We start from the raw sequence: 18,567 nt of genomic DNA on the forward strand, positions 1-18,567 counted from the left end.
CTCCGTTTAACCAAGATCGCCAAAACGAACTTGCAAGGCTGTAATTGCCGTGAGAGCTGCTGTCTCGGTACGCAGCACGCGTGGGCCAAGTAGTGTCTCTTCAAATTTGTAGTTTTCAGTCATGCTGATTTCTTCTGCCGACAGCCCACCTTCAGGACCTATCAGCAAGCGCACTTTATTCACAGGTGCTGGTAGCGTGTTGATCGAATATTTTGCGCGTGGATGAAGGTTGAGCTTTAATCCGTCATACTCTTCGCCGCACCACTCTTCAAGTTGCATAATTGGACGAATAACCGGAATTGTATTGCGTCCACATTGCTCACAAGCACTAATGGCTATTTTTTGCCACTGGGCGAGCTTCTTCTCAAAGCGCTTTTGGTCAAGCTTTACGCCACAACGCTCCGAAATGAGAGGAGTAATTGTGTTGACACCAAGCTCAACGGATTTTTGAATCGTAAACTCCATTTTGTCGCCACGTGAAATAACCTGACCAAGGTGAAGGTCAAGTGGAGACTCGGAGCTGCGTTCAAAACGCTCTTTTAGCTCAACTTCTACGGTTTTCTTTGATACGTTAATGATCTCTGCTGGGAATTCCGCACCACTGCCGTCAAACAGCAGTACTTCTTGTCCCTCTTTCATGCGCAATACACGGCCAATGTGGCCCGCAGCATCATCGTTTAGCATGAGAGGGCCTAGCTGATTAATGGCTTCTGGGTGGTAAATTCGTGGGATTCGCATTGTGTTTCGATTTCCAGCAAGAGGTTTTTAGATAACCTCTAACATGGATGCTTTTAGGTGAAAAAACAAGGGGCAGCGAGAGTTTCCAATTAATTACTGGAAACTCTCAATTTCATTACACGGGGAGAGTTTAGAGCGCTTGGCAAGCTTGGTAAACAAATGGATTGTGATTACCTTGGATTTTGAAGATTCGTTGTTCTCGTTCACATTCCCACCCATCAACGGGAAACTGTTTTTTCCAAGCGTTCATAAGTTGGCTTTGTTGCTTAGACAAGCGGAATCCATACTCTTGGCTCATATAGAGGTAGGTACGAGCTATTGAGCCTTTGGCACGGTCTGGCGGCATTACCTTACGTTGCTTGAAATTGACCTGCATCTCGCAGCGTCCGTAACTGACACCATCAATGCCGTTCCATTGACTGAAGTTGTAGTTGGATCGGTCGCCGTTCACTTCACCAATAGCTGGGGTGAGGTTGTGCAGATCGGCCTCCATCAGGCGAAAGGTTTTGTCTTTTCTTGAACAGTTTTTACGTCCACCCGCTTGCCAACACTGGCGTTGATGACCAAACTGCCAAGCTGGTACCACATGCTCCCATTCTATGCGAGAGGCACGTTTTTGCTGCTTACGCACTTGATAGCCACATGAGGCAAGATCAGGTGTTCCTTTACGGCCCTGCCAATTGATGTCACAACCACAGTAAAAACTGGTCGGATGGTCGGCGTAGATTTTTACCGCTTCTTTTTTGGCTTTTGAAAAAGATGAAGGGGGCGCGGCGTGTACAAATGCACTAGATAGCAGTGCGATAACCGATACCCGCAGAGAAGTTTTCATGATTAAGTGTTAGAAAAGTAGTAATAACTACAGTTTAACACGCAAATCTTGCTGTGATTAGCGAGATATTAGTTACTTACGATAGTTGCTTGCCAGTAAAGCTTAACGGCTGGTGGCACTGCTGGCAGCAGTAACTGGCTTGATTTCGCAGTACTTTATTATGGCGGCGGATAGAAAGAGGATAGGTTGTACAAGCGCAAAGATATTCAAAGGTTTTCCCTTGTACGGAAGTGACTTCGAAGCTGTGGGTTGTTTTTGCAGGCACTTTAAAGACGGCTTCCATCACGCCTTGCCACTCTTTCCCATGTGGTCGAACGCGCCCATAGACTTGGTAAGTGATCAAATGGGCTACTTCATGAGGGATAACTTCTGCTAAAAAAGCCAGCTTATTTTCCCTGAATAGTACAGGGTTGAGGCGAATTTGATTAAGTTGAAGGTAGGCTTTACCTGCTGCTTTTCCACGTAGTTTGAAGTTGAGGTGAGGAATAGAGAATGGACGGTTAAAGGCTAGGGATGCCACTTGAATACAGTCAGCCATTACCTTCTTTGCACGGTACTCTAGTTCTAAATCCAACATCGACTCCAATAAAAACGCCCCTAAAGCTAGGGGCGAATCATATCTTGGTTCATATGATAGTGCGAGTTATGGGAGATGTTTTTTCTTGATTGTCTCGTGATAAGCGTGCCACGTACCGTAGCCGAGAATTGGCATGGTAAACAGCATACCAATTCCGTAAGTTGCAAAGCCCACTAATATACCGCCGCATATCAATGCTGCCCACACAATCATTGCCGGGATATTCGACTTTACGGCGTTAAAGCTTGAGAATACCGCAGTCATCATATCGACGCGGCGCTCCATCATTAGTGGAATAGAGAAGGCAGAAATGCTAAATACCACGCAAGCTAGAATTAAGCCAACTAAAGAACCTATCACTAGAAATGGCATGAAGTCAGTCAGTGGTGCACCTTGCACCGATGGATAAAGCGCATGAAGCAGTGCAGCAATTCTCATCCAAAAAATCATACACACCGCCAGTAACACCGCAAACGCCCATTGCGAGGTAGAGTTACGGCTGATTGCCTTCATTGAGTGTAACAGGCTAGCATTGTGGCCTCTTTCTCTCTCCCAACTTGCATCATAGAGCCCGAGAGCAAGGAAAGGACCAATCAGCATGTAAACCACAAGACTTGGCATCACCACTAAGTGGGTGCCTTGCCATTGGACAAGTAAAACGATGCCAATTGCGGCGGCCATAAAGCACAAACCGTAAAAAGCACTGATCAGAGGCATGCGGACGAAGTCATGCAAACCGAGTGCAAGCCAGTGGAATGGAGCTGAAATACTGACCTGATTGCACTGAATAGTGCGGGCGTATTCTGAATCTGGGACCTGCTTTTGTTTATCTTTGAAGTCGTCTGAGTTAACCGTACGAGGCATACGCCCTCCTTGATCGATTCTCTACCTACACTGTGCTAGTTAAGCAGCAGTGAATGGAACTCGATGCCCGGCTTGGCGACGTCGTTGATGTAAGCGGCGCATCAGTTAAACTGTTTACGAAGCGAAATCGATGAGTGATTTTGTCCGTTAACATATTTTTAACTATTGACCCCATGGCAAAAAAATACAAATTTCTTGATGTTTTTTTGCGTACAAAAAAAGAACGTCTGGTAAACCAGACGTTCTTTAACTGTTTGTTCGAGCAATGCAAGATTATTTCAGACCAGCAAACTCACGTAGTAGTGCTGCTTTGTCTGTTGCTTCCCAAGGGAACTCTTCGCGACCAAAGTGACCGTATGCAGCTGTCTTTTTGTAGATAGGCTGAAGTAAGTTCAACATCTCTTGCAGACCGTATGGGCGAAGATCGAAGTGTTGACGTACTGCTTCAACGATAATGTCTTGCGATACTTTCTCAGTACCGAAGGTTTCAACCATTATAGAGGTTGGATCTGCCACACCGATAGCATAAGAAAGTTGAATTTCACAACGATCTGCTAGGCCTGCAGCAACAATGTTCTTAGCTACGTAACGCGCTGCGTATGCTGCGCTGCGGTCAACTTTTGATGGATCTTTACCAGAGAAAGCACCGCCGCCGTGACGGGCTGCACCACCGTAAGTATCAACAATGATCTTACGACCTGTTAGACCACAGTCACCCATAGGACCGCCGATGACGAAGCGACCAGTTGGGTTGATGAAGAAGTTTGTCTCTTTGTTGATCCACTCAGAAGGCAGTACAGGTTTGATGATCTCTTCCATTACCGCTTCACGCAGGTCTGGTGTAGAGATTGAATCACAGTGCTGTGTAGAAAGAACCACAGCATCAATGCCAACAATCTTACCTTGGTCGTACTGGAAGGTTACCTGAGATTTAGCGTCAGGGCGTAACCATGGCAGTGTGCCGTTTTTACGTACTTCAGCTTGTTTTTGTACAAGAAGGTGCGAGTAGGTAATCGGTGCTGGCATTAGAATGTCAGTTTCGTTAGTCGCGTAACCGAACATGATGCCTTGGTCACCAGCGCCTTGCTCTTTAGGATCCGCTTTATCAACACCTTGGTTGATGTCAGGAGACTGCTTACCGATAGTGTTTAGAACTGCACAAGAGTTTGCATCGAACCCCATATCAGAGTGAACGTAACCGATTTCACGTACCGTCTGGCGAGTTAGCTCTTCGATATCTACCCATGCTGATGTTGTGATTTCACCACCAACCATCACCATGCCAGTCTTTACGTAAGTTTCACACGCAACACGTGCTTTTGGATCTTGCTCTAGAATCGCATCAAGGACTGCATCAGAAATTTGGTCAGCAATTTTATCTGGATGACCTTCTGAAACAGACTCAGAAGTAAACAGGTGCTTAGCCATGTGAGCTCCACTTTTAATTTTTTAGAGAGCGCTCCCGTTATTAAAGGTGGAGCACTAATAAATAATACTGATATCTGTAGGTGTATCTACATCTAGACGTCTATTTTAGTTTTGAACGCTCGGATTACAAGCTCTTTTTTGCTATTTGATAAAACCAAACGTTTGCTTTAACTGTTCGAAATATTAGTAACTTTTGTCGATTTGCTGCGAAAGCTAAGAAATTTGTGAGCTTTTGTCTTGGAAAACGATTGCAGTGCTGGTGGTGCTTTGAGAGAATTATCGCCCATTTTATTTTGATTCGCTTAATCCATTCAGGAGCTGACATGTCTTCTCGTCAACATCTCGCTAATGCAATCCGTACGCTAAGTATGGACGGTGTACAACAAGCAAACTCTGGCCACCCAGGTGCACCTATGGGTATGGCTGATATCGCTGAAGTTCTTTGGCGCTCACATCTAAACCATAACCCGGCAAACCCAGAGTGGGCTGACCGCGACCGTTTCGTACTATCAAACGGCCACGGTTCTATGCTTATATACTCGCTACTGCACCTAGCAGGTTACGAGCTGTCTATCGACGATTTGAAAAACTTCCGTCAGCTGCACTCTAAGACTCCAGGTCACCCAGAGTACGGTTACGCACCAGGTATCGAAACAACAACTGGGCCACTAGGCCAGGGTATCACTAACGCTGTAGGTATGGCGCTGGCTGAGAAGACCCTTGCAGCACAGTTCAACAAAGAAGGCCACGACATCGTTGACCACTTCACTTATGCATTCATGGGTGACGGCTGTCTGATGGAAGGTATCTCTCATGAAGCGTGTTCACTGGCAGGTACACTAGGTCTTGGTAAACTTATCGCGTTCTGGGATGACAACGGCATCTCAATCGATGGTGAAGTTGAAGGTTGGTTCTCTGACGATACACCTAAGCGTTTTAAAGCTTACGGCTGGCACGTGATCCCAGCAGTAGACGGTCATGATTCTGAAGCGATTAACGCAGCAATTATTGCAGCGAAAGCAGATCCTCGACCAACGCTAATCTGTACTAAAACAGTGATCGGTTTTGGTTCGCCTAATAAGTCTGGTTCACATGACTGTCACGGTGCACCACTAGGCGCTGAAGAAATTGCAGCAACACGTAAAGAGCTTGGTTGGGAATACGGTCCATTTGAAATCCCTGCTGATGTATATACACAGTGGGATGCAAAAGAAGCAGGTGCAGCTAAGGAAGCTGCGTGGAATGCTAAATTCGATGCATACGCGGCAGCTTACCCAGTTGAAGCAGCAGAGCTTAATCGTCGTCTAAACGGCGACCTACCAGCACGGTGGGAAGAGAAAGCAAACGCAATCATTGCTGATCTTCAAGCGAACCCAGCCAATATTGCATCACGTAAAGCGTCGCAAAATGCTCTAGAAGCGTTCGGTGCTATGCTACCAGAATTCCTAGGCGGCTCTGCTGACCTTGCGCCTTCTAACCTAACCATGTGGTCTGGTTCTAAGTCAGTATCTGCAGAAGATGCTTCTGGTAACTACATCCACTATGGTGTACGTGAGTTCGGTATGACAGCAATCATGAACGGTATTGCTCTGCATGGTGGTTTTGTACCATACGGTGCAACTTTCCTAATGTTCATGGAATACGCACGTAACGCAATGCGTATGGCTGCTCTGATGAAAGTTCAGAACATCCAAGTTTACACGCACGACTCTATCGGCCTAGGCGAAGATGGTCCAACTCACCAACCAGTTGAGCAAATGGCATCTCTACGTCTAACGCCAAACATGAGCACATGGCGTCCATGTGACCAAGTTGAGTCGGCAGTGGCATGGAAATTAGCAATTGAGCGCAAAGATGGCCCTACTGCTCTAATCTTCTCTCGTCAAAACCTTGCACAGCAAGCGCGTAGCGAAGATCAAGTGGCTAACATCGCTAAGGGTGGCTACATCCTGAAAGATTGTGCAGGCAAGCCAGAGCTTATCCTTATCGCAACAGGTTCAGAGGTTGAGTTAGCAGTAGAAGCAGCAGCGCAACTAACGGCTGAAGGCAAGCAAGTACGCGTTGTTTCAATGCCATCAACAGATGCATTCGACAAGCAAGACGCTGAATACCGTGAAGCAGTACTACCCTCAGATGTAACAGCTCGTATCGCAGTAGAAGCTGGCATTGCTGACTTCTGGTACAAGTACGTTGGCTTCGGTGGTAAAATCATCGGTATGACAACATTCGGTGAATCTGCACCAGCAGGCGAGCTATTCAAGATGTTTGGTTTCACTACAGAAAACGTAGTCAACACAGCGAAAGAGCTTCTAGCTTAATTGTTAATTGCTTTGAAAGCCGGGTCCTTGTGACTCGGCTTTTTTGTTTTTACCCGATACGATGAACTAGATGCGATTTATAAAGCTATCAGGTAGTATTTGTGACACGAAAATGATGTAGGGCGATGGAGTTATGCTGAAAGTTGCGATCAACGGGTTTGGGCGTATTGGCCGTAATGTTTTACGGGCAGTCTATGAGAGTGGTAAAAACCAGCAAATTAAGGTCGTTGCGGTCAATGAGCTGGCGCAACCTGACGCTATGGCTCATTTGCTTCAATACGATACGAGCCATGGTCGGTTTGGTAAGAGAGTAACTAATGACCAAGAGCATATCTATATCCATCATGACGTCCCTTATCAAGGGACGGGAGAGTTTGACTCAATTCGTATTCTGCATCTGAGTGATATTGAACTTTTGCCTTGGCGCGATCTTGAGGTTGACTTGGTTCTTGACTGCACAGGTGTGTTTGGTAGCCAAGCTGATGGACAGGAACATATCAAAGCAGGGGCGAAGAAAGTGTTGTTTTCGCATCCAGGCGCGAATGATCTCGATAATACCATTATCTATGGAGTCAACCACCAGACGCTAAAGGCAGAGCATAACGTTGTCTCGAATGGTTCCTGTACCACTAACTGTATTGTGCCGATCATTAAAGCGCTTGATGATGCGTTTGAAATCGAGTCTGGTACGATTACCACTATTCACTCGTCAATGAATGATCAGCAAGTGATTGACGCGTACCATACGGATCTAAGGCGTACCAGAGCAGCAAGCCAGTCGATTATCCCCGTAGACACTAAGTTGCATAAAGGTATTGAAAGAATATTCCCGAAATTTTCTAACAAATTTGAGGCAATCTCAGTCCGAGTACCGACAGTTAACGTCACCGCGATGGATTTAAGTGTCACTATTAATACGAATGTGAAAGTTAATGACGTAAATCAAACCATTGTTAACGTATCTCAGTGTACATTACAGGGCATTGTTGACTATACTGAAGCGCCGCTCGTTTCTATCGACTTTAATCACGATCCCCATAGCGCGATTGTCGATGGTACACAGACTCGAGTTAGTAACGGGCACTTAGTAAAAATGCTCGTATGGTGTGATAACGAATGGGGCTTTGCGAATCGTATGTTGGACACTGCGCTCGCAATGCAATCTGCTGAATAAGTTGTAAAGCAGAAGCTGGGAGAATTGTTTATTTTAAACCTTGAAATAAATATTAAGCATCTCCACTATACCAACAGCGCTTAAAGAATTAATAGGTCTGGCAGGGTTGCCGGGCTACTGAAAACTTTACTTATTAAAATTTGAGAGGACACATCATGTCTGTAATCAAGATGACTGACCTGGATCTAGCAGGTAAACGCGTATTTATCCGTGCCGACCTAAACGTACCAGTAAAAGAAGGCAAAGTGACTTCTGATGCACGTATCCTAGCATCTCTACCAACAATCAAGCACTGTCTAGAAGCAGGCGCGAAAGTTATGGTTACCTCTCACCTAGGTCGTCCGACTGAAGGTGAATACGCAGAAGAGTTCTCTCTACAACCAGTTGTTAACTACCTAAACGACGCGTTAGATTGCGAAGTTAAGCTAGCAAAAGATTACCTAGAAGGCCTAGAGCTAAATACTGGTGAGCTAGTTGTGCTTGAAAACGTTCGCTTTAACAAAGGCGAGAAGAAGAACGAAGAAGAGCTTTCTAAGAAGTACGCTGCACTATGTGACATCTTCGTAATGGATGCATTCGGTACGGCTCACCGTGCACAAGCGTCTACTCACGGTGTTGGTATGAACGCACCTGTTGCGTGTGCTGGTCCTCTACTAGCTGCTGAACTTGAAGCGTTAGGTAAAGCAATGGACAATCCAGAGCGTCCACTAGTCGCTATCGTTGGTGGTTCTAAAGTTTCTACTAAACTAACAGTTCTAGAGTCACTATCGAAAGTAGCTGATCAACTTGTTGTTGGTGGTGGTATCGCAAATACGTTCATCGCAGCTGAAGGTCACAACGTAGGTAAGTCTCTATACGAAGCCGACTTAGTTGAAACTGCTCAGAAACTAATGAAAGAGTGTTCAATCCCAGTAGCAACTGACGTTGCATGTGCAAAAGCATTTGATGAAAACGCAGAAGCGGAAATCAAACACGTTTCCGAAGTTCAAGATGACGACATGATCTTCGACCTAGGTCCAGATTCAACTGCAGCTCTAGCTGAAATCATCGGCAACGCGAAAACTATCCTTTGGAACGGCCCTGTAGGCGTATTCGAATTCAAGAACTTCGAAGCGGGTACAGCGGGTATCTCTAAAGCAATCGCTGAATCTGCAGGTTTCTCTGTAGCAGGTGGTGGTGACACGCTAGCAGCTATCGACAAGTTCGGTATCAAAGCTGACGTATCATACATCTCTACTGGTGGTGGTGCATTCCTTGAGTTCGTTGAAGGTAAAGTACTTCCAGCTGTAGCAATGCTTGAAGAGCGCGCTAAGTAATTAAGTGAAAGCGGGAGAGTTAATCTCCCGCTTTCTTGTTTGCTGCACATCACACTTTTTTGCTAGAATAGCGCGAGTTGTGAGCAAACGTTTGCAAGAATTTAAACTTAACAAGTTTTATTTTTAAAACGACAGATAAATAGGATTAAATCCATGTCTAAGATCTTCGATTTCGTAAAACCAGGTGTTATCTCTGGCGACGACGTACAGAAAGTATTTGAAGTAGCAAAAGAGAACAAATTTGCACTTCCAGCAGTAAACGTTGTTGGTACTGACTCTGTAAACGCAGTACTAGAAGCAGCAGCGAAAGTTAAATCTCCTGTTGTTGTTCAGTTCTCTAACGGCGGTGCAGCTTTCTTCGCTGGTAAAGGCGTTAAACTTGAAGGTCAAGGTGCTCAAATCCTTGGTGCTGTAGCTGGTGCTAAATACGTTCACGCTGTAGCTGAAGCTTACGGTGTTCCAGTTATCCTACACACTGACCACGCTGCTAAGAAACTTCTTCCATGGATCGACGGTCTACTAGACGCTGGTGAAGAGTTCTTCGCTCAAACTGGTAAGCCGCTATTCTCTTCTCACATGCTAGACCTTTCTGAAGAGTCTCTAGAAGAGAACATCGAAACATGTGCTAAGTACCTAGAGCGCATGGCTAAAATGAACATGACAATCGAGATCGAACTTGGTTGTACTGGTGGTGAAGAAGACGGCGTAGATAACTCTGATATGGACGCATCTGAGCTTTACACTTCTCCAGAAGATGTTGCATACGCATACGAGAAACTAAGCGCTGTTAGCCCACGTTTCACTATCGCAGCATCTTTCGGCAACGTACACGGTGTTTACAAGCCAGGAAACGTTGTACTAACTCCAACTATCCTACGTGACTCTCAAGCATACTGTGCAGAGAAGTTCGGTATTGCTCCTAACGCTCTAAACTTCGTATTCCACGGCGGTTCTGGTTCTACTGAAGCAGAAATCCAAGAGTCTATCGGCTACGGTGTTATCAAAATGAACATCGATACTGATACACAGTGGGCTACATGGGATGGTATCCGTGCGTACGAAGCGGAAAACCGTGATTACCTGCAAGGCCAAATCGGTAACCCAACAGGTGAAGATGCGCCAAACAAGAAGTACTACGATCCACGCGTATGGCTACGTGCTGGTCAAGCTTCTATGGTTGCTCGTCTTGAGAAAGCATTCGCTGATCTTAACGCAGTAGACGTACTATAATTCGTCTTTACTCAGTTAAATAAAAACCCGCTTTTAGAGCGGGTTTTTTTATATCTGTCATTTACCAAAGCTCTCTACTTGAGACGTGAAAGTTATGGCATAACGGAGATTTGTTGCGTAACCTGTAATATGCCGATATCAGAGATTTATGATAAGTTTTTGTTTTTGCTCTGTTTGCAAAAACATAACTTTGAGAATAGTCAAAAATGAGATATCGTGCCAAAAAGCTGACATTGCTTCGGTGAATGTATAGGGATGTCGTTGTTGATTAGTAATTACAAGCAGTTTGGTTCATAGAATCATTTTATTGAGAGGATATAAATTATGGCAGGTGAATCAGCAGGGATTGAAACTCCTTTAGTTGATGGTTTAGGTCATGCCGAGCAGTGGTTGACTAATAATTCCGATCTTTTTGTCCAGTATGGTGTGAACATTATTTCCGCTATTCTGATTCTATTTGTCGGTAACATCTTAGTTAAAATGGTCGCTAACAGCGTGGCTAAAGTTTTAAACAAGAAGAAGATGGATAAAGCGGTTGTCGAGTTTATCCATGGCCTTGTGCGTTACCTTCTATTTGTTATTGTTCTGATTGCAGCATTAGGTCGTTTAGGTGTTCAAACCGCTTCTGTCGTTGCTGTTATCGGTGCGGCTGGCTTAGCGGTAGGTTTAGCTCTGCAGGGGTCACTATCTAACTTCGCCGCTGGCGTGCTTATCGTTGCGTTCCGTCCGTTTAAGTCAGGTGACTACGTTGAAATTGGCGGTGTAGCAGGTTCGGTAGACTCAATCCAGATTTTCCAAACTGTTCTTACCACGCCAGATAATAAAATGGTTGTCGTTCCTAACGGTAGTGTAATCGGTAGCCCAATCACGAACTACTCACGTCATGAAACACGCCGAATCGATTTAATGATTGGTGTTTCGTACAGTGCTGATTTGCAAAAGACCAAAGAGTTACTTACAAAAATCTGTAAATCAGACGAGCGTATTCTTAAAGGGCCTGGGGTACAGGTTGGCGTGCATACTCTAGCTGACTCTTCAGTGAATTTTGTAGTTCGTCCTTGGGTTAAAACCGCAGACTACTGGAATGTCTACTTCGATTTGATGCAAGCTATCAAAGAAGGCTTAGATAAAGAAGGTATTGAAATTCCATTCCCACAAATGGATGTCCACGTCAATAAAGTGGAAGCTTAACCTCCAGACATTAAATGAAAAGCGAGGCTAATTGCCTCGCTTTTTACATTTCTAGCACCTTATTCTGCAGCGAACCCAAGACCGTTTTTAATTGGTTGGCTGGGATGCCGATAGTCACCTCTGGTTTGCCAGGTGTATAAAGAATCTCATTGTGTTGATACAGTTTGCTATCAACGATAATCTCTACTTCAGTGGGTAAACCGAAAGGGCACACCGCTCCCGGTACGCAACCAATCTGCGCAATCATCTCGTCATTGCTGACTATCGAAGGTCGTTTCCCGGTTAGGGCTCTAATCCCTTTAGTGTCTAAACGGCTGTCTTTGTCGGTTAAGAGTAATGCATAGCCTGAACCTTTAAACTTGAGAAATAGGCTTTTACTATGGGTGCCTGTCCAACCTAATTGTTCCGCCACCTTCTCGTCGGTGGCAAAATCCAATATAGGTTCGTGCCGCCACTCTTGGTAATCAACGTTTAACTGTTTTAGTAGTTGTTTGTTGAAGTGATAGATCTCTTCAAGCTTATTCATTCCCCACCTACGCTAATTGATTGAGTAACTCTTTTGCCAGCAATGCGGCAATTACGTACATCATAATCGCAACCGCAATATCAATACCTTGCTTGACTCGAGGTTGTGACAATGTCGGCCCCAGCTTTGCCGCGCCAATAGAAAGAGAAAAAAACCATACCAGTGAAGCCATCATGGTTCCGATGGCAAACGCGACTCGATCTTGGCCTTCAAATTGCCCGCCTATCGAGCCGAGAATCACTACGGTATCGAGGTAGAGGTGAGGATTAAGTACCGTCACTGCTAGAGCACCTAGAATGACAGCACGCTTGCCTCTTAATGTTTGGTTGAGTTGAGTTTCTTCCTCTTGAGTTGCAAATGCACTTCTGAGCGACAGCGAACCATAAACCGCGAGAAAAGCGATGCCACCTAAAGTAACAAGCATGAGCAAGGTTTCATTTTGCGATAGCAGAGCACCACCACCGAAGATTCCTAGCGAGATAAAGACAATATCAAGCACACTACAGATAGTGGCTGTAGTCAGGTGGTGATGGCGTTTAATACCTTGATTGAGTACGTAAGCGTTTTGTGCGCCAATCGGAATGATCATACTGGCACCAAGCCCAAACCCTTGTAAAACTAACCATGCATTCACTGCCTTTACTCCAATGTGTTATTCAATTTCAATATCGGCAAGATAATTAAGCTAGAATGATAAGTAAAATTAATGATTTTAATTAATGATAAGTTATGCTAATAATTTTGCCTGGATGATTGAGGAATTAAGGAAGCACAGTGAGAGGTTTAGATTACAAATGGATTGAAGCCTTAGAGTCAGTTGTCAGTCAAGGTAGTTTTGAACGGGCTGCAAGTGAGTTGTATATCTCACAGTCTGCTGTCTCACAACGTGTTAAGCAGCTAGAAAAATTTCTAGCTAAACCAGTATTGATACGAGAAAAACCGTTACGCTTGACGACAACGGGCAAAAAATTAATGGGTTTCTATCATCGAGTTCAAATGCTGGAACGTGAAGTGTTACCTGAGTTAACCAATCAAGAAAATGCGCGGCCTATTCAAGTTTTTATTGCGACCAATGCTGATAGCCTAGCAACATGGCTGTTGCCAGCTCTCACTCCGCTTATGAAACAGAAGAAAGTGGAGTTTAATCTTTCGGTTGATCTTGAAAGTCGTACGCTAGAAAAGTTAAGAAAAGGAGAGGTGACCGGGGCAATTAGCTGGGAGCCTACTTCTATTTCTGGATGTGAGAGTCAATATTTAGGCCGTATGGATTACGTGTGTGTCGCAAACCCAGACTTTGCCGAGCGTTATTTCGCCAAAGGAGTGACGCGTGAAGCTTTAAAACAATCGCCTGCGGTCTCTTTTGATCAATATGACGAGATGCATCATCTTTTTCTCAAGCAGCATTTCAACCTCTCTCCAGAATCCATTGTTCACCATCATGTTGCGAGTTCAGAGGCCTTCGTCAATCTTGCTTTGCTGGGTGTGGCGTATTGTTTGATTCCTAGGTTACAAATCGCTCAAGAATTAGAACAAGGACGTTTGGTTGATTTGATGCCAGGCTTTCAGCTGAGTTTTCAAATGTATTGGCACCATTGGCAGTTAGAGAGTGGGATCTTACAGCAGGTGACACAAGCGATTCTTGACTATAGCCATGAGAAACTCCCTAAGTAGATTGAGTTAATTCTTTGTCATATTTTGGCTAAGCACTTGGTCAAAATGATGCTGTTATCTATGATGTATGCAGTTAATTCGATATGGTAATTGAGTATGAAAGTGATCCCTTTTGTTGTTGCAGCATTGTCATTAACTACGCTGAGTTTTGGCGCTTTGGCAAGTTCGCCTGATTTTCCTCATCTATCGACCACAGGTTACGGTGAAGTGATTGCCAAACCTGATATGGCGCAGTTCTCAGTTAAGGTAGTTGAATCAACCATGACGGCAGAGCAAGCAAAACAGTCAGTTGATAAAGTTGTGCGCACATTTCTCGATGCGTTGAATGAAGAAGGAGTCGAGAAACAGGATGTGACGAGCTCTAACCTTTACATCACACCTCAATACCATTACCCGAAAGACGGAAAACCAGAATTAGTCGGTTATCGTGCCTCGCGCAGCATTACAGTCACAGTAGAAGACTTATCAGACCTGAACCAATACCTGGATCTGGCATTAAGTTCTGGGATCAATCAAGTCGATAACATTCAGTTAAAGGTAAAAGATCAAGCTAAGTATCAACAGCAAGCACGAATGGCTGCGATCAAGGATGCGAATAGTAAAGCACAGTCCCTTGCTGAAGGCTTTGGAAAAGATCTTAACGGTGTATGGCGTATTGACTACAAAATGTCGGGTCATCAACCTGTCTTAATGCGTTCTATGGCTATGGATGCGAGAACCGAATCGAGCAGTTACCAAGACTCGACGATTGTGATTCGTGACAGTGTTGATGTGATCTATAAGATCGACTGATGGCAATATGGCCAGATTGCCTCTATTCTACTTATTTGAGTAGGGGCTTTAATCCTATTTTTTCACCACTACGCTGATCTTTTTCTCTCTGTTTTTTTTTATTATTTCTAATCGCAAAGATCTTGAAGAGCGCTTACGTATATTAAGTGAATCTGACGGGCCAATCCAGTTGTGGAACCGTCGGAAATTTGAACTGGAGTTGCGTCGTCATGCTAGATTATTAGCGCAATATCCTTCAACCCCAAGCGTTTTTAGCCTTGCTTGATATCGAGTTTTCCAAGTGAATTAACGATGAACTTGGTCATGATGAAGGCGATCGCGTGATCGTCAATGTAGCAAAGATGCTTCAAGAGACATTGCATGAGACTGATTTTGTTGCTCGTATTGGTGGTGAAGATGTCGCTTAAAATTTTTGCTTAACTGTCTTTGCCTATGCCGCTACCGATTGCTTATCAATAATGGTTTGAATTTGTTGCTTATGGTGTTCTAAATGGGCATCAAGTCTTTGTGCTGCTTGCTCAGAATCTTTAGCTAAAACCAACTTCATAATTTGTTCATACTCATCTAAGCAAGAACTGTCATGCTCTAAACCGTTCACGATTGCATAGTAGCGATAACGTTTGATCTGAATGATGAGGTCGCTAAAGAACCCGAGCATATTTTTCGAACGTGCCCCTTCTAATAAGACAATGTGGAACAGATGTTGACGCTCTTCCCATTCTTGCCAGATAAAACCCTGTTTAGCATGCTGTATACGTGAAAGTTTATGGAATGAAGTTAGCACCGCCAACTCCCAATTCTCATCGCCATTTTCAATGGCTTGTTTAATCAGTACCGACGAGACAAAGCGTAAACTCTCATACAAATCATTCATTTCATCGATATCAATGGGTGCAACCCAACAACCTTTTTGTGGCTGTAAGTTTACATACTTGCTCCAAGAAAGCTGTACTAGCGCCTCCCGAATTGGTGATGCACCGACGTCGTATTTCTGTTTTAGATCGGCAACCACCAGCTTTTCATCCGGTTGAAGTAGCCCATGCAAGATATCATGAACAATCAATTTAGCGACTTTATCTGTTAATGTCGGGCTAGACACGATGCATTCCTTATCTACTGACTTAGTGAAATCCAAGTATTTTAAACAGTATGTGATACCGATTGTTGGTTGATAATATAGCGTACGGAATGATCAAGCAAGTGTAATATATAAAAAAAGAGGGCATAAGCCCTCTTTAATAGAATGTGCAGTTGTATGCGTTTTATTATAGAACGTGTACAGAAGCAGTGTTTGTAGTACCAGAAGCTACTAGTGCACCTGAAACCATTACAACGATGTCGCCTTTGTTACCTAAGTTAGATTCTAAAGCAAGCTCTTTACCCGCCACGTAGAACGCATCAGTGCTAGTGATAGAATCAACAACTACTGGTGTTACACCTTTAGTTAGAACTAGTTGTGCTGCAGTCTTAGTGTTAGTTGTAAGCGCTAGGATGTTCGCTGTTGGGAAGTATTTACGTACTGAACGCGCTGATTTACCACCTTCAGTTGCAACAACGATCAGAGGAGCCGCTAGCTTCTCAGCTGTATCAACTGCGCCTTTACATACTGCTTCAGTGATGCGTAGACGTGGGCTATCTAGGCGAGAACCAAGCTCAGCTTTTAGTGCTGAATCAGTACGGTTCGCGATTTGAGCCATGATAGTTACCGCTTCAACAGGGTACTTACCTTTTGCTGTTTCGCCAGAAAGCATCACTGCATCAGTACCGTCCATTACTGCGTTAGCAACGTCGCCTGCTTCCGCACGAGTAGGACGTGGGTTGTTGATCATAGAATCAAGCATTTGAGTTGCAGTGATAACCATCTTACGTGCACGGTTACACTTCTCGATCATCATCTTCTGAGCGAAGATTACTTCTTCAGCTGGAATTTCAACACCTAGGTCACCACGAGCAACCATGATGCCGTCAGAAAGCTCTAGGATCTCGTCGAAGTTATCAACACCTTCTTGGTTTTCGATCTTAGAGATGATATGAATGTTCTCGCCACCGTTTGCTGCAAGAACTTCACGGATTTCTTGAACGTCAGATGCTTTACGGATGAAAGAAGCTGCTACGAAGTCAACGCCTTGCTCACAACCGAATTTAAGGTCGTTCTTATCTTTTTCAGATAGTGCAGGTAGGTTTACAGAAACACCAGGAAGGTTAACACCTTTGTTTTCGCCTAGAGCACCGTTGTTAAGAACTTTACACTTAACTTCAGTTTCAGAAGTTGCCAGTACTTCCATCTCGATTAGACCGTCGTCTACAAGGATAGTGTCGCCTACGTTTAGGTCGCTTGCGAAACCTGCGTAAGTGACTGCAACTTTGTCTTTGTTACCTACAACTGAAATGTCAGTTGTGAAAGTGAACTCTTGACCAGCGACTAGATCAACGTCATCGCCGTTTTCTAGTTTGATAGTACGGATTTCTGGACCTTTAGTATCTAGAAGAATAGCAAGCTGCTTACCAGACTCTTCCATTACTTTGCGGAAGTTCGCGATACGAGTGCCGTGCTCTTCGTAGTCACCGTGAGAGAAGTTCAGGCGCATTACGTTCATGCCTGCGTTTACTAGTTCAGTTAACTTCTCTACAGATTCAGTTTTAGGGCCAATCGTACATACGATTTTGGTCTTTTTCATGGAAGATACTCTCCGGTCGATATAGTTACAATTTGAAAGTCGGTTATTGGTCTGAAACCAAGGCTGTCGAATAGGCATTTTGTGCCTGCCAACTCTTCATGACAGCAATACATCTAGTTGGCTCCAGAACTGAAAGTCTTTCACATAGTTTAGTCATTTTATGACCAACTTGATGCCATTCAATGCCGTATTTTTGTGACAAAACTAGGATATAGTGGCCAGATTGCAAAAAAATAACGGTCAATTCTGTAATTTTTTTTCTTTTAGGGGGCGAATTCTACCACCTAATGATTTCAATATCACTGCTTAAGAATTGTCTTAGGACAAGGTTTTTGCGCTATTTATTAATTTTTTGGATCGAAATAAATGGACATAAATGTTTCGACTTGACTATAATTCCTTTCAGTTCGAAACTTATATGTGTTCATCAAATGTCGAAACGAAACACTCAACTAAGAAGGCACGCGATTTCTAATCTGGTCAATGAGCAAGGAGAGGTCAGTGTCGAAGCACTCTCCGTTCAATTTGAAACCTCTGAGGTCACAATTAGAAAGGATTTAGCTTCTTTAGAGAAAAATGGTCAGCTTCTTCGTCGTTATGGCGGTGCGATTGCATTACCAAAAGAAGTTGTTAGTGACGAAATGAATGAGAATGTTTCGATTCGAAAGAATGAGCTGGCAGAGGCTGCGGTCAAGCTGATCCGTGAGCATAACCGTATCGTGATCGACAGTGGCAGTACAACAGGTGCTCTGATCAGAATGCTTGATGGCATGCGCGGCTTAGTCGTGATGACAAATTCTCTTAATGTTGCTAACGCGCTTAACGAGCTTGAAAGTGAACCGACTTTATTAATGACGGGTGGCACTTGGGATGCTCACTCGGAGTCTTTTCAGGGGCAAGTTGCTGAGTCTGCCCTAAGATCATATGACTTTGATCAGCTGTTTATCGGTGCTGATGGTGTGGATCTTGACCGTGGGACGACCACGTTCAATGAGCTTGTTGGTCTAAGCAAGGTTATGGCTGAAGTGTCCCGAGAAGTGATAGTGATGGTTGAGTCTGAAAAGATCGGCAGAAAGATACCTAACTTAGAGCTAGCCTGGGAAGTCATCGATATCTTAATTACTAACAAAGATTTAGACCCAGAACTAAAAACAAAAATTGAATCTCATGGCGTTAAAGTGCTTTGTGCATAACGTTAAACTAATTTTTTAATCTTACTTCTCCGAATATGG

General features: G+C 44.1%; 17 protein-coding genes and 1 pseudogene. 9 read left to right on the plus strand and 9 right to left on the minus strand.

Annotated features, from left to right (window positions below):
* Nucleotides 1-6: 6 nt before the first annotated feature.
* The 5 genes from rsmE to metK form a co-directional block, all read right to left on the minus strand.
* Nucleotides 7-738 carry a 16S rRNA (uracil(1498)-N(3))-methyltransferase gene (gene rsmE, locus ZX61_RS15610; RefSeq protein WP_049845532.1) on the minus strand — a complete coding sequence of 244 codons (732 nt, stop codon included), beginning with the start codon at nucleotides 736-738 and terminating at the stop codon, nucleotides 7-9.
* A 130-nt stretch (nucleotides 739-868) separates the two neighbouring features.
* Nucleotides 869-1,570, minus strand: coding sequence for an endonuclease (locus ZX61_RS15615; protein WP_049845533.1), 702 nt, complete (start codon nucleotides 1,568-1,570; stop codon nucleotides 869-871).
* A gap of 76 nt (nucleotides 1,571-1,646) precedes the next feature.
* Nucleotides 1,647-2,144 carry a SprT family zinc-dependent metalloprotease gene (locus ZX61_RS15620; RefSeq protein ID WP_049845730.1) on the minus strand — a complete coding sequence of 166 codons (498 nt, stop codon included), beginning with the start codon at nucleotides 2,142-2,144 and terminating at the stop codon, nucleotides 1,647-1,649.
* Nucleotides 2,145-2,213: 69 nt separating this feature from the next.
* Nucleotides 2,214-3,011 (minus strand): DUF2189 domain-containing protein, encoded by a 798-nt coding sequence (locus ZX61_RS15625; RefSeq protein ID WP_049845534.1) that lies wholly within the window; start codon nucleotides 3,009-3,011, stop codon nucleotides 2,214-2,216.
* A 273-nt stretch (nucleotides 3,012-3,284) separates the two neighbouring features.
* A complete protein-coding gene (gene metK / locus ZX61_RS15630; RefSeq protein WP_049845535.1) occupies nucleotides 3,285-4,439 on the minus strand; it encodes a methionine adenosyltransferase in 1,155 nt (384 codons plus the stop codon).
* A 323-nt stretch (nucleotides 4,440-4,762) separates the two neighbouring features.
* On the opposite strand from metK, the gene tkt reads away from it, so the two are divergent.
* The 5 genes from tkt (at nucleotide 4,763) to mscS (ending at nucleotide 11,668) form a co-directional block, all read left to right on the plus strand.
* A complete protein-coding gene (gene tkt / locus ZX61_RS15640; protein WP_049845537.1) occupies nucleotides 4,763-6,757 on the plus strand; it encodes a transketolase in 1,995 nt (664 codons plus the stop codon).
* Nucleotides 6,758-6,890: 133 nt separating this feature from the next.
* Entirely contained in the window at nucleotides 6,891-7,931 is a 1,041-nt protein-coding gene (epd, locus tag ZX61_RS15645) for an erythrose-4-phosphate dehydrogenase (protein ID WP_049845538.1), read from the plus strand.
* Between the two features lie 155 nt (nucleotides 7,932-8,086).
* Entirely contained in the window at nucleotides 8,087-9,247 is a 1,161-nt protein-coding gene (locus ZX61_RS15650) for a phosphoglycerate kinase (RefSeq protein ID WP_049845539.1), read from the plus strand.
* 153 nt (nucleotides 9,248-9,400) lie between these two features.
* On the plus strand, nucleotides 9,401-10,477 hold the full coding sequence (gene fbaA, locus ZX61_RS15655; RefSeq protein ID WP_049845540.1) for a class II fructose-bisphosphate aldolase: 1,077 nt from the start codon (nucleotides 9,401-9,403) through the stop codon (nucleotides 10,475-10,477).
* Nucleotides 10,478-10,801: 324 nt separating this feature from the next.
* Complete coding sequence (gene mscS, locus ZX61_RS15660) at nucleotides 10,802-11,668, plus strand: small-conductance mechanosensitive channel MscS (RefSeq protein WP_049845541.1); 867 nt, start codon at nucleotides 10,802-10,804, stop codon at nucleotides 11,666-11,668.
* Between the two features lie 43 nt (nucleotides 11,669-11,711).
* Here mscS and ZX61_RS15665 read toward each other — a convergent pair whose 3' ends face one another.
* Together ZX61_RS15665 and ZX61_RS15670 are read right to left on the minus strand one after the other, a co-directional pair.
* Nucleotides 11,712-12,194 (minus strand): YbaK/EbsC family protein, encoded by a 483-nt coding sequence (locus tag ZX61_RS15665; RefSeq protein WP_049845542.1) that lies wholly within the window; start codon nucleotides 12,192-12,194, stop codon nucleotides 11,712-11,714.
* A 7-nt stretch (nucleotides 12,195-12,201) separates the two neighbouring features.
* A complete protein-coding gene (locus ZX61_RS15670; RefSeq protein ID WP_049845543.1) occupies nucleotides 12,202-12,828 on the minus strand; it encodes a LysE/ArgO family amino acid transporter in 627 nt (208 codons plus the stop codon).
* 140 nt (nucleotides 12,829-12,968) lie between these two features.
* On the opposite strand from ZX61_RS15670, the gene ZX61_RS15675 reads away from it, so the two are divergent.
* From ZX61_RS15675 to ZX61_RS23785, 3 genes and pseudogenes are all read left to right on the plus strand, one after another.
* Nucleotides 12,969-13,865 (plus strand): LysR family transcriptional regulator ArgP, encoded by an 897-nt coding sequence (locus ZX61_RS15675; RefSeq protein ID WP_049845544.1) that lies wholly within the window; start codon nucleotides 12,969-12,971, stop codon nucleotides 13,863-13,865.
* Nucleotides 13,866-13,961: 96 nt separating this feature from the next.
* Nucleotides 13,962-14,657, plus strand: a complete 696-nt coding sequence (locus tag ZX61_RS15680) for an oxidative stress defense protein (RefSeq protein ID WP_049845545.1) — start codon at nucleotides 13,962-13,964, stop codon at nucleotides 14,655-14,657.
* A 103-nt stretch (nucleotides 14,658-14,760) separates the two neighbouring features.
* Nucleotides 14,761-15,061: pseudogene (locus ZX61_RS23785) on the plus strand (GGDEF domain-containing protein); the annotation flags it as partial.
* A 26-nt stretch (nucleotides 15,062-15,087) separates the two neighbouring features.
* Here the strand turns inward: ZX61_RS23785 and ZX61_RS15685 are convergent.
* Both ZX61_RS15685 and pykF read right to left on the minus strand, forming a co-directional pair.
* Nucleotides 15,088-15,756: a GntR family transcriptional regulator gene (locus ZX61_RS15685; protein WP_049845546.1), complete on the minus strand. Its 669-nt coding sequence runs from the start codon at nucleotides 15,754-15,756 to the stop codon at nucleotides 15,088-15,090.
* A 166-nt stretch (nucleotides 15,757-15,922) separates the two neighbouring features.
* On the minus strand, nucleotides 15,923-17,335 hold the full coding sequence (pykF, locus tag ZX61_RS15690; RefSeq protein ID WP_049845547.1) for a pyruvate kinase PykF: 1,413 nt from the start codon (nucleotides 17,333-17,335) through the stop codon (nucleotides 15,923-15,925).
* Between the two features lie 431 nt (nucleotides 17,336-17,766).
* On the opposite strand from pykF, the gene ZX61_RS15695 reads away from it, so the two are divergent.
* A complete protein-coding gene (locus ZX61_RS15695; RefSeq protein ID WP_049845548.1) occupies nucleotides 17,767-18,528 on the plus strand; it encodes a DeoR/GlpR family DNA-binding transcription regulator in 762 nt (253 codons plus the stop codon).
* The last annotated feature ends 39 nt before the right edge of the window (nucleotides 18,529-18,567 follow it).

The sequence above is a fragment of the Vibrio sp. VPAP30 genome (assembly GCF_001188205.1).
Taxonomy (GTDB): domain Bacteria; phylum Pseudomonadota; class Gammaproteobacteria; order Enterobacterales; family Vibrionaceae; genus Vibrio; species Vibrio bivalvicida.

What these genes read in the sequence shown, in the direction of transcription:
- rsmE (WP_049845532.1), bottom strand. Translation starts at nt 738, where the DNA reads ATGCGAATCCCACGAATTTACCACCCAGAAGCCATTAATCAGCTAGGC.
- ZX61_RS15615 (WP_049845533.1), bottom strand. Translation starts at nt 1,570, where the DNA reads ATGAAAACTTCTCTGCGGGTATCGGTTATCGCACTGCTATCTAGTGCA.
- ZX61_RS15625 (WP_049845534.1), bottom strand. Translation starts at nt 3,011, where the DNA reads ATGCCTCGTACGGTTAACTCAGACGACTTCAAAGATAAACAAAAGCAG.
- metK (WP_049845535.1), bottom strand. Translation starts at nt 4,439, where the DNA reads ATGGCTAAGCACCTGTTTACTTCTGAGTCTGTTTCAGAAGGTCATCCA.
- tkt (WP_049845537.1), top strand. Translation starts at nt 4,763, where the DNA reads ATGTCTTCTCGTCAACATCTCGCTAATGCAATCCGTACGCTAAGTATG.
- epd (WP_049845538.1), top strand. Translation starts at nt 6,891, where the DNA reads ATGCTGAAAGTTGCGATCAACGGGTTTGGGCGTATTGGCCGTAATGTT.
- ZX61_RS15650 (WP_049845539.1), top strand. Translation starts at nt 8,087, where the DNA reads ATGTCTGTAATCAAGATGACTGACCTGGATCTAGCAGGTAAACGCGTA.
- fbaA (WP_049845540.1), top strand. Translation starts at nt 9,401, where the DNA reads ATGTCTAAGATCTTCGATTTCGTAAAACCAGGTGTTATCTCTGGCGAC.
- mscS (WP_049845541.1), top strand. Translation starts at nt 10,802, where the DNA reads ATGGCAGGTGAATCAGCAGGGATTGAAACTCCTTTAGTTGATGGTTTA.
- ZX61_RS15665 (WP_049845542.1), bottom strand. Translation starts at nt 12,194, where the DNA reads ATGAATAAGCTTGAAGAGATCTATCACTTCAACAAACAACTACTAAAA.
- ZX61_RS15680 (WP_049845545.1), top strand. Translation starts at nt 13,962, where the DNA reads ATGAAAGTGATCCCTTTTGTTGTTGCAGCATTGTCATTAACTACGCTG.
- pykF (WP_049845547.1), bottom strand. Translation starts at nt 17,335, where the DNA reads ATGAAAAAGACCAAAATCGTATGTACGATTGGCCCTAAAACTGAATCT.
- ZX61_RS15695 (WP_049845548.1), top strand. Translation starts at nt 17,767, where the DNA reads ATGTCGAAACGAAACACTCAACTAAGAAGGCACGCGATTTCTAATCTG.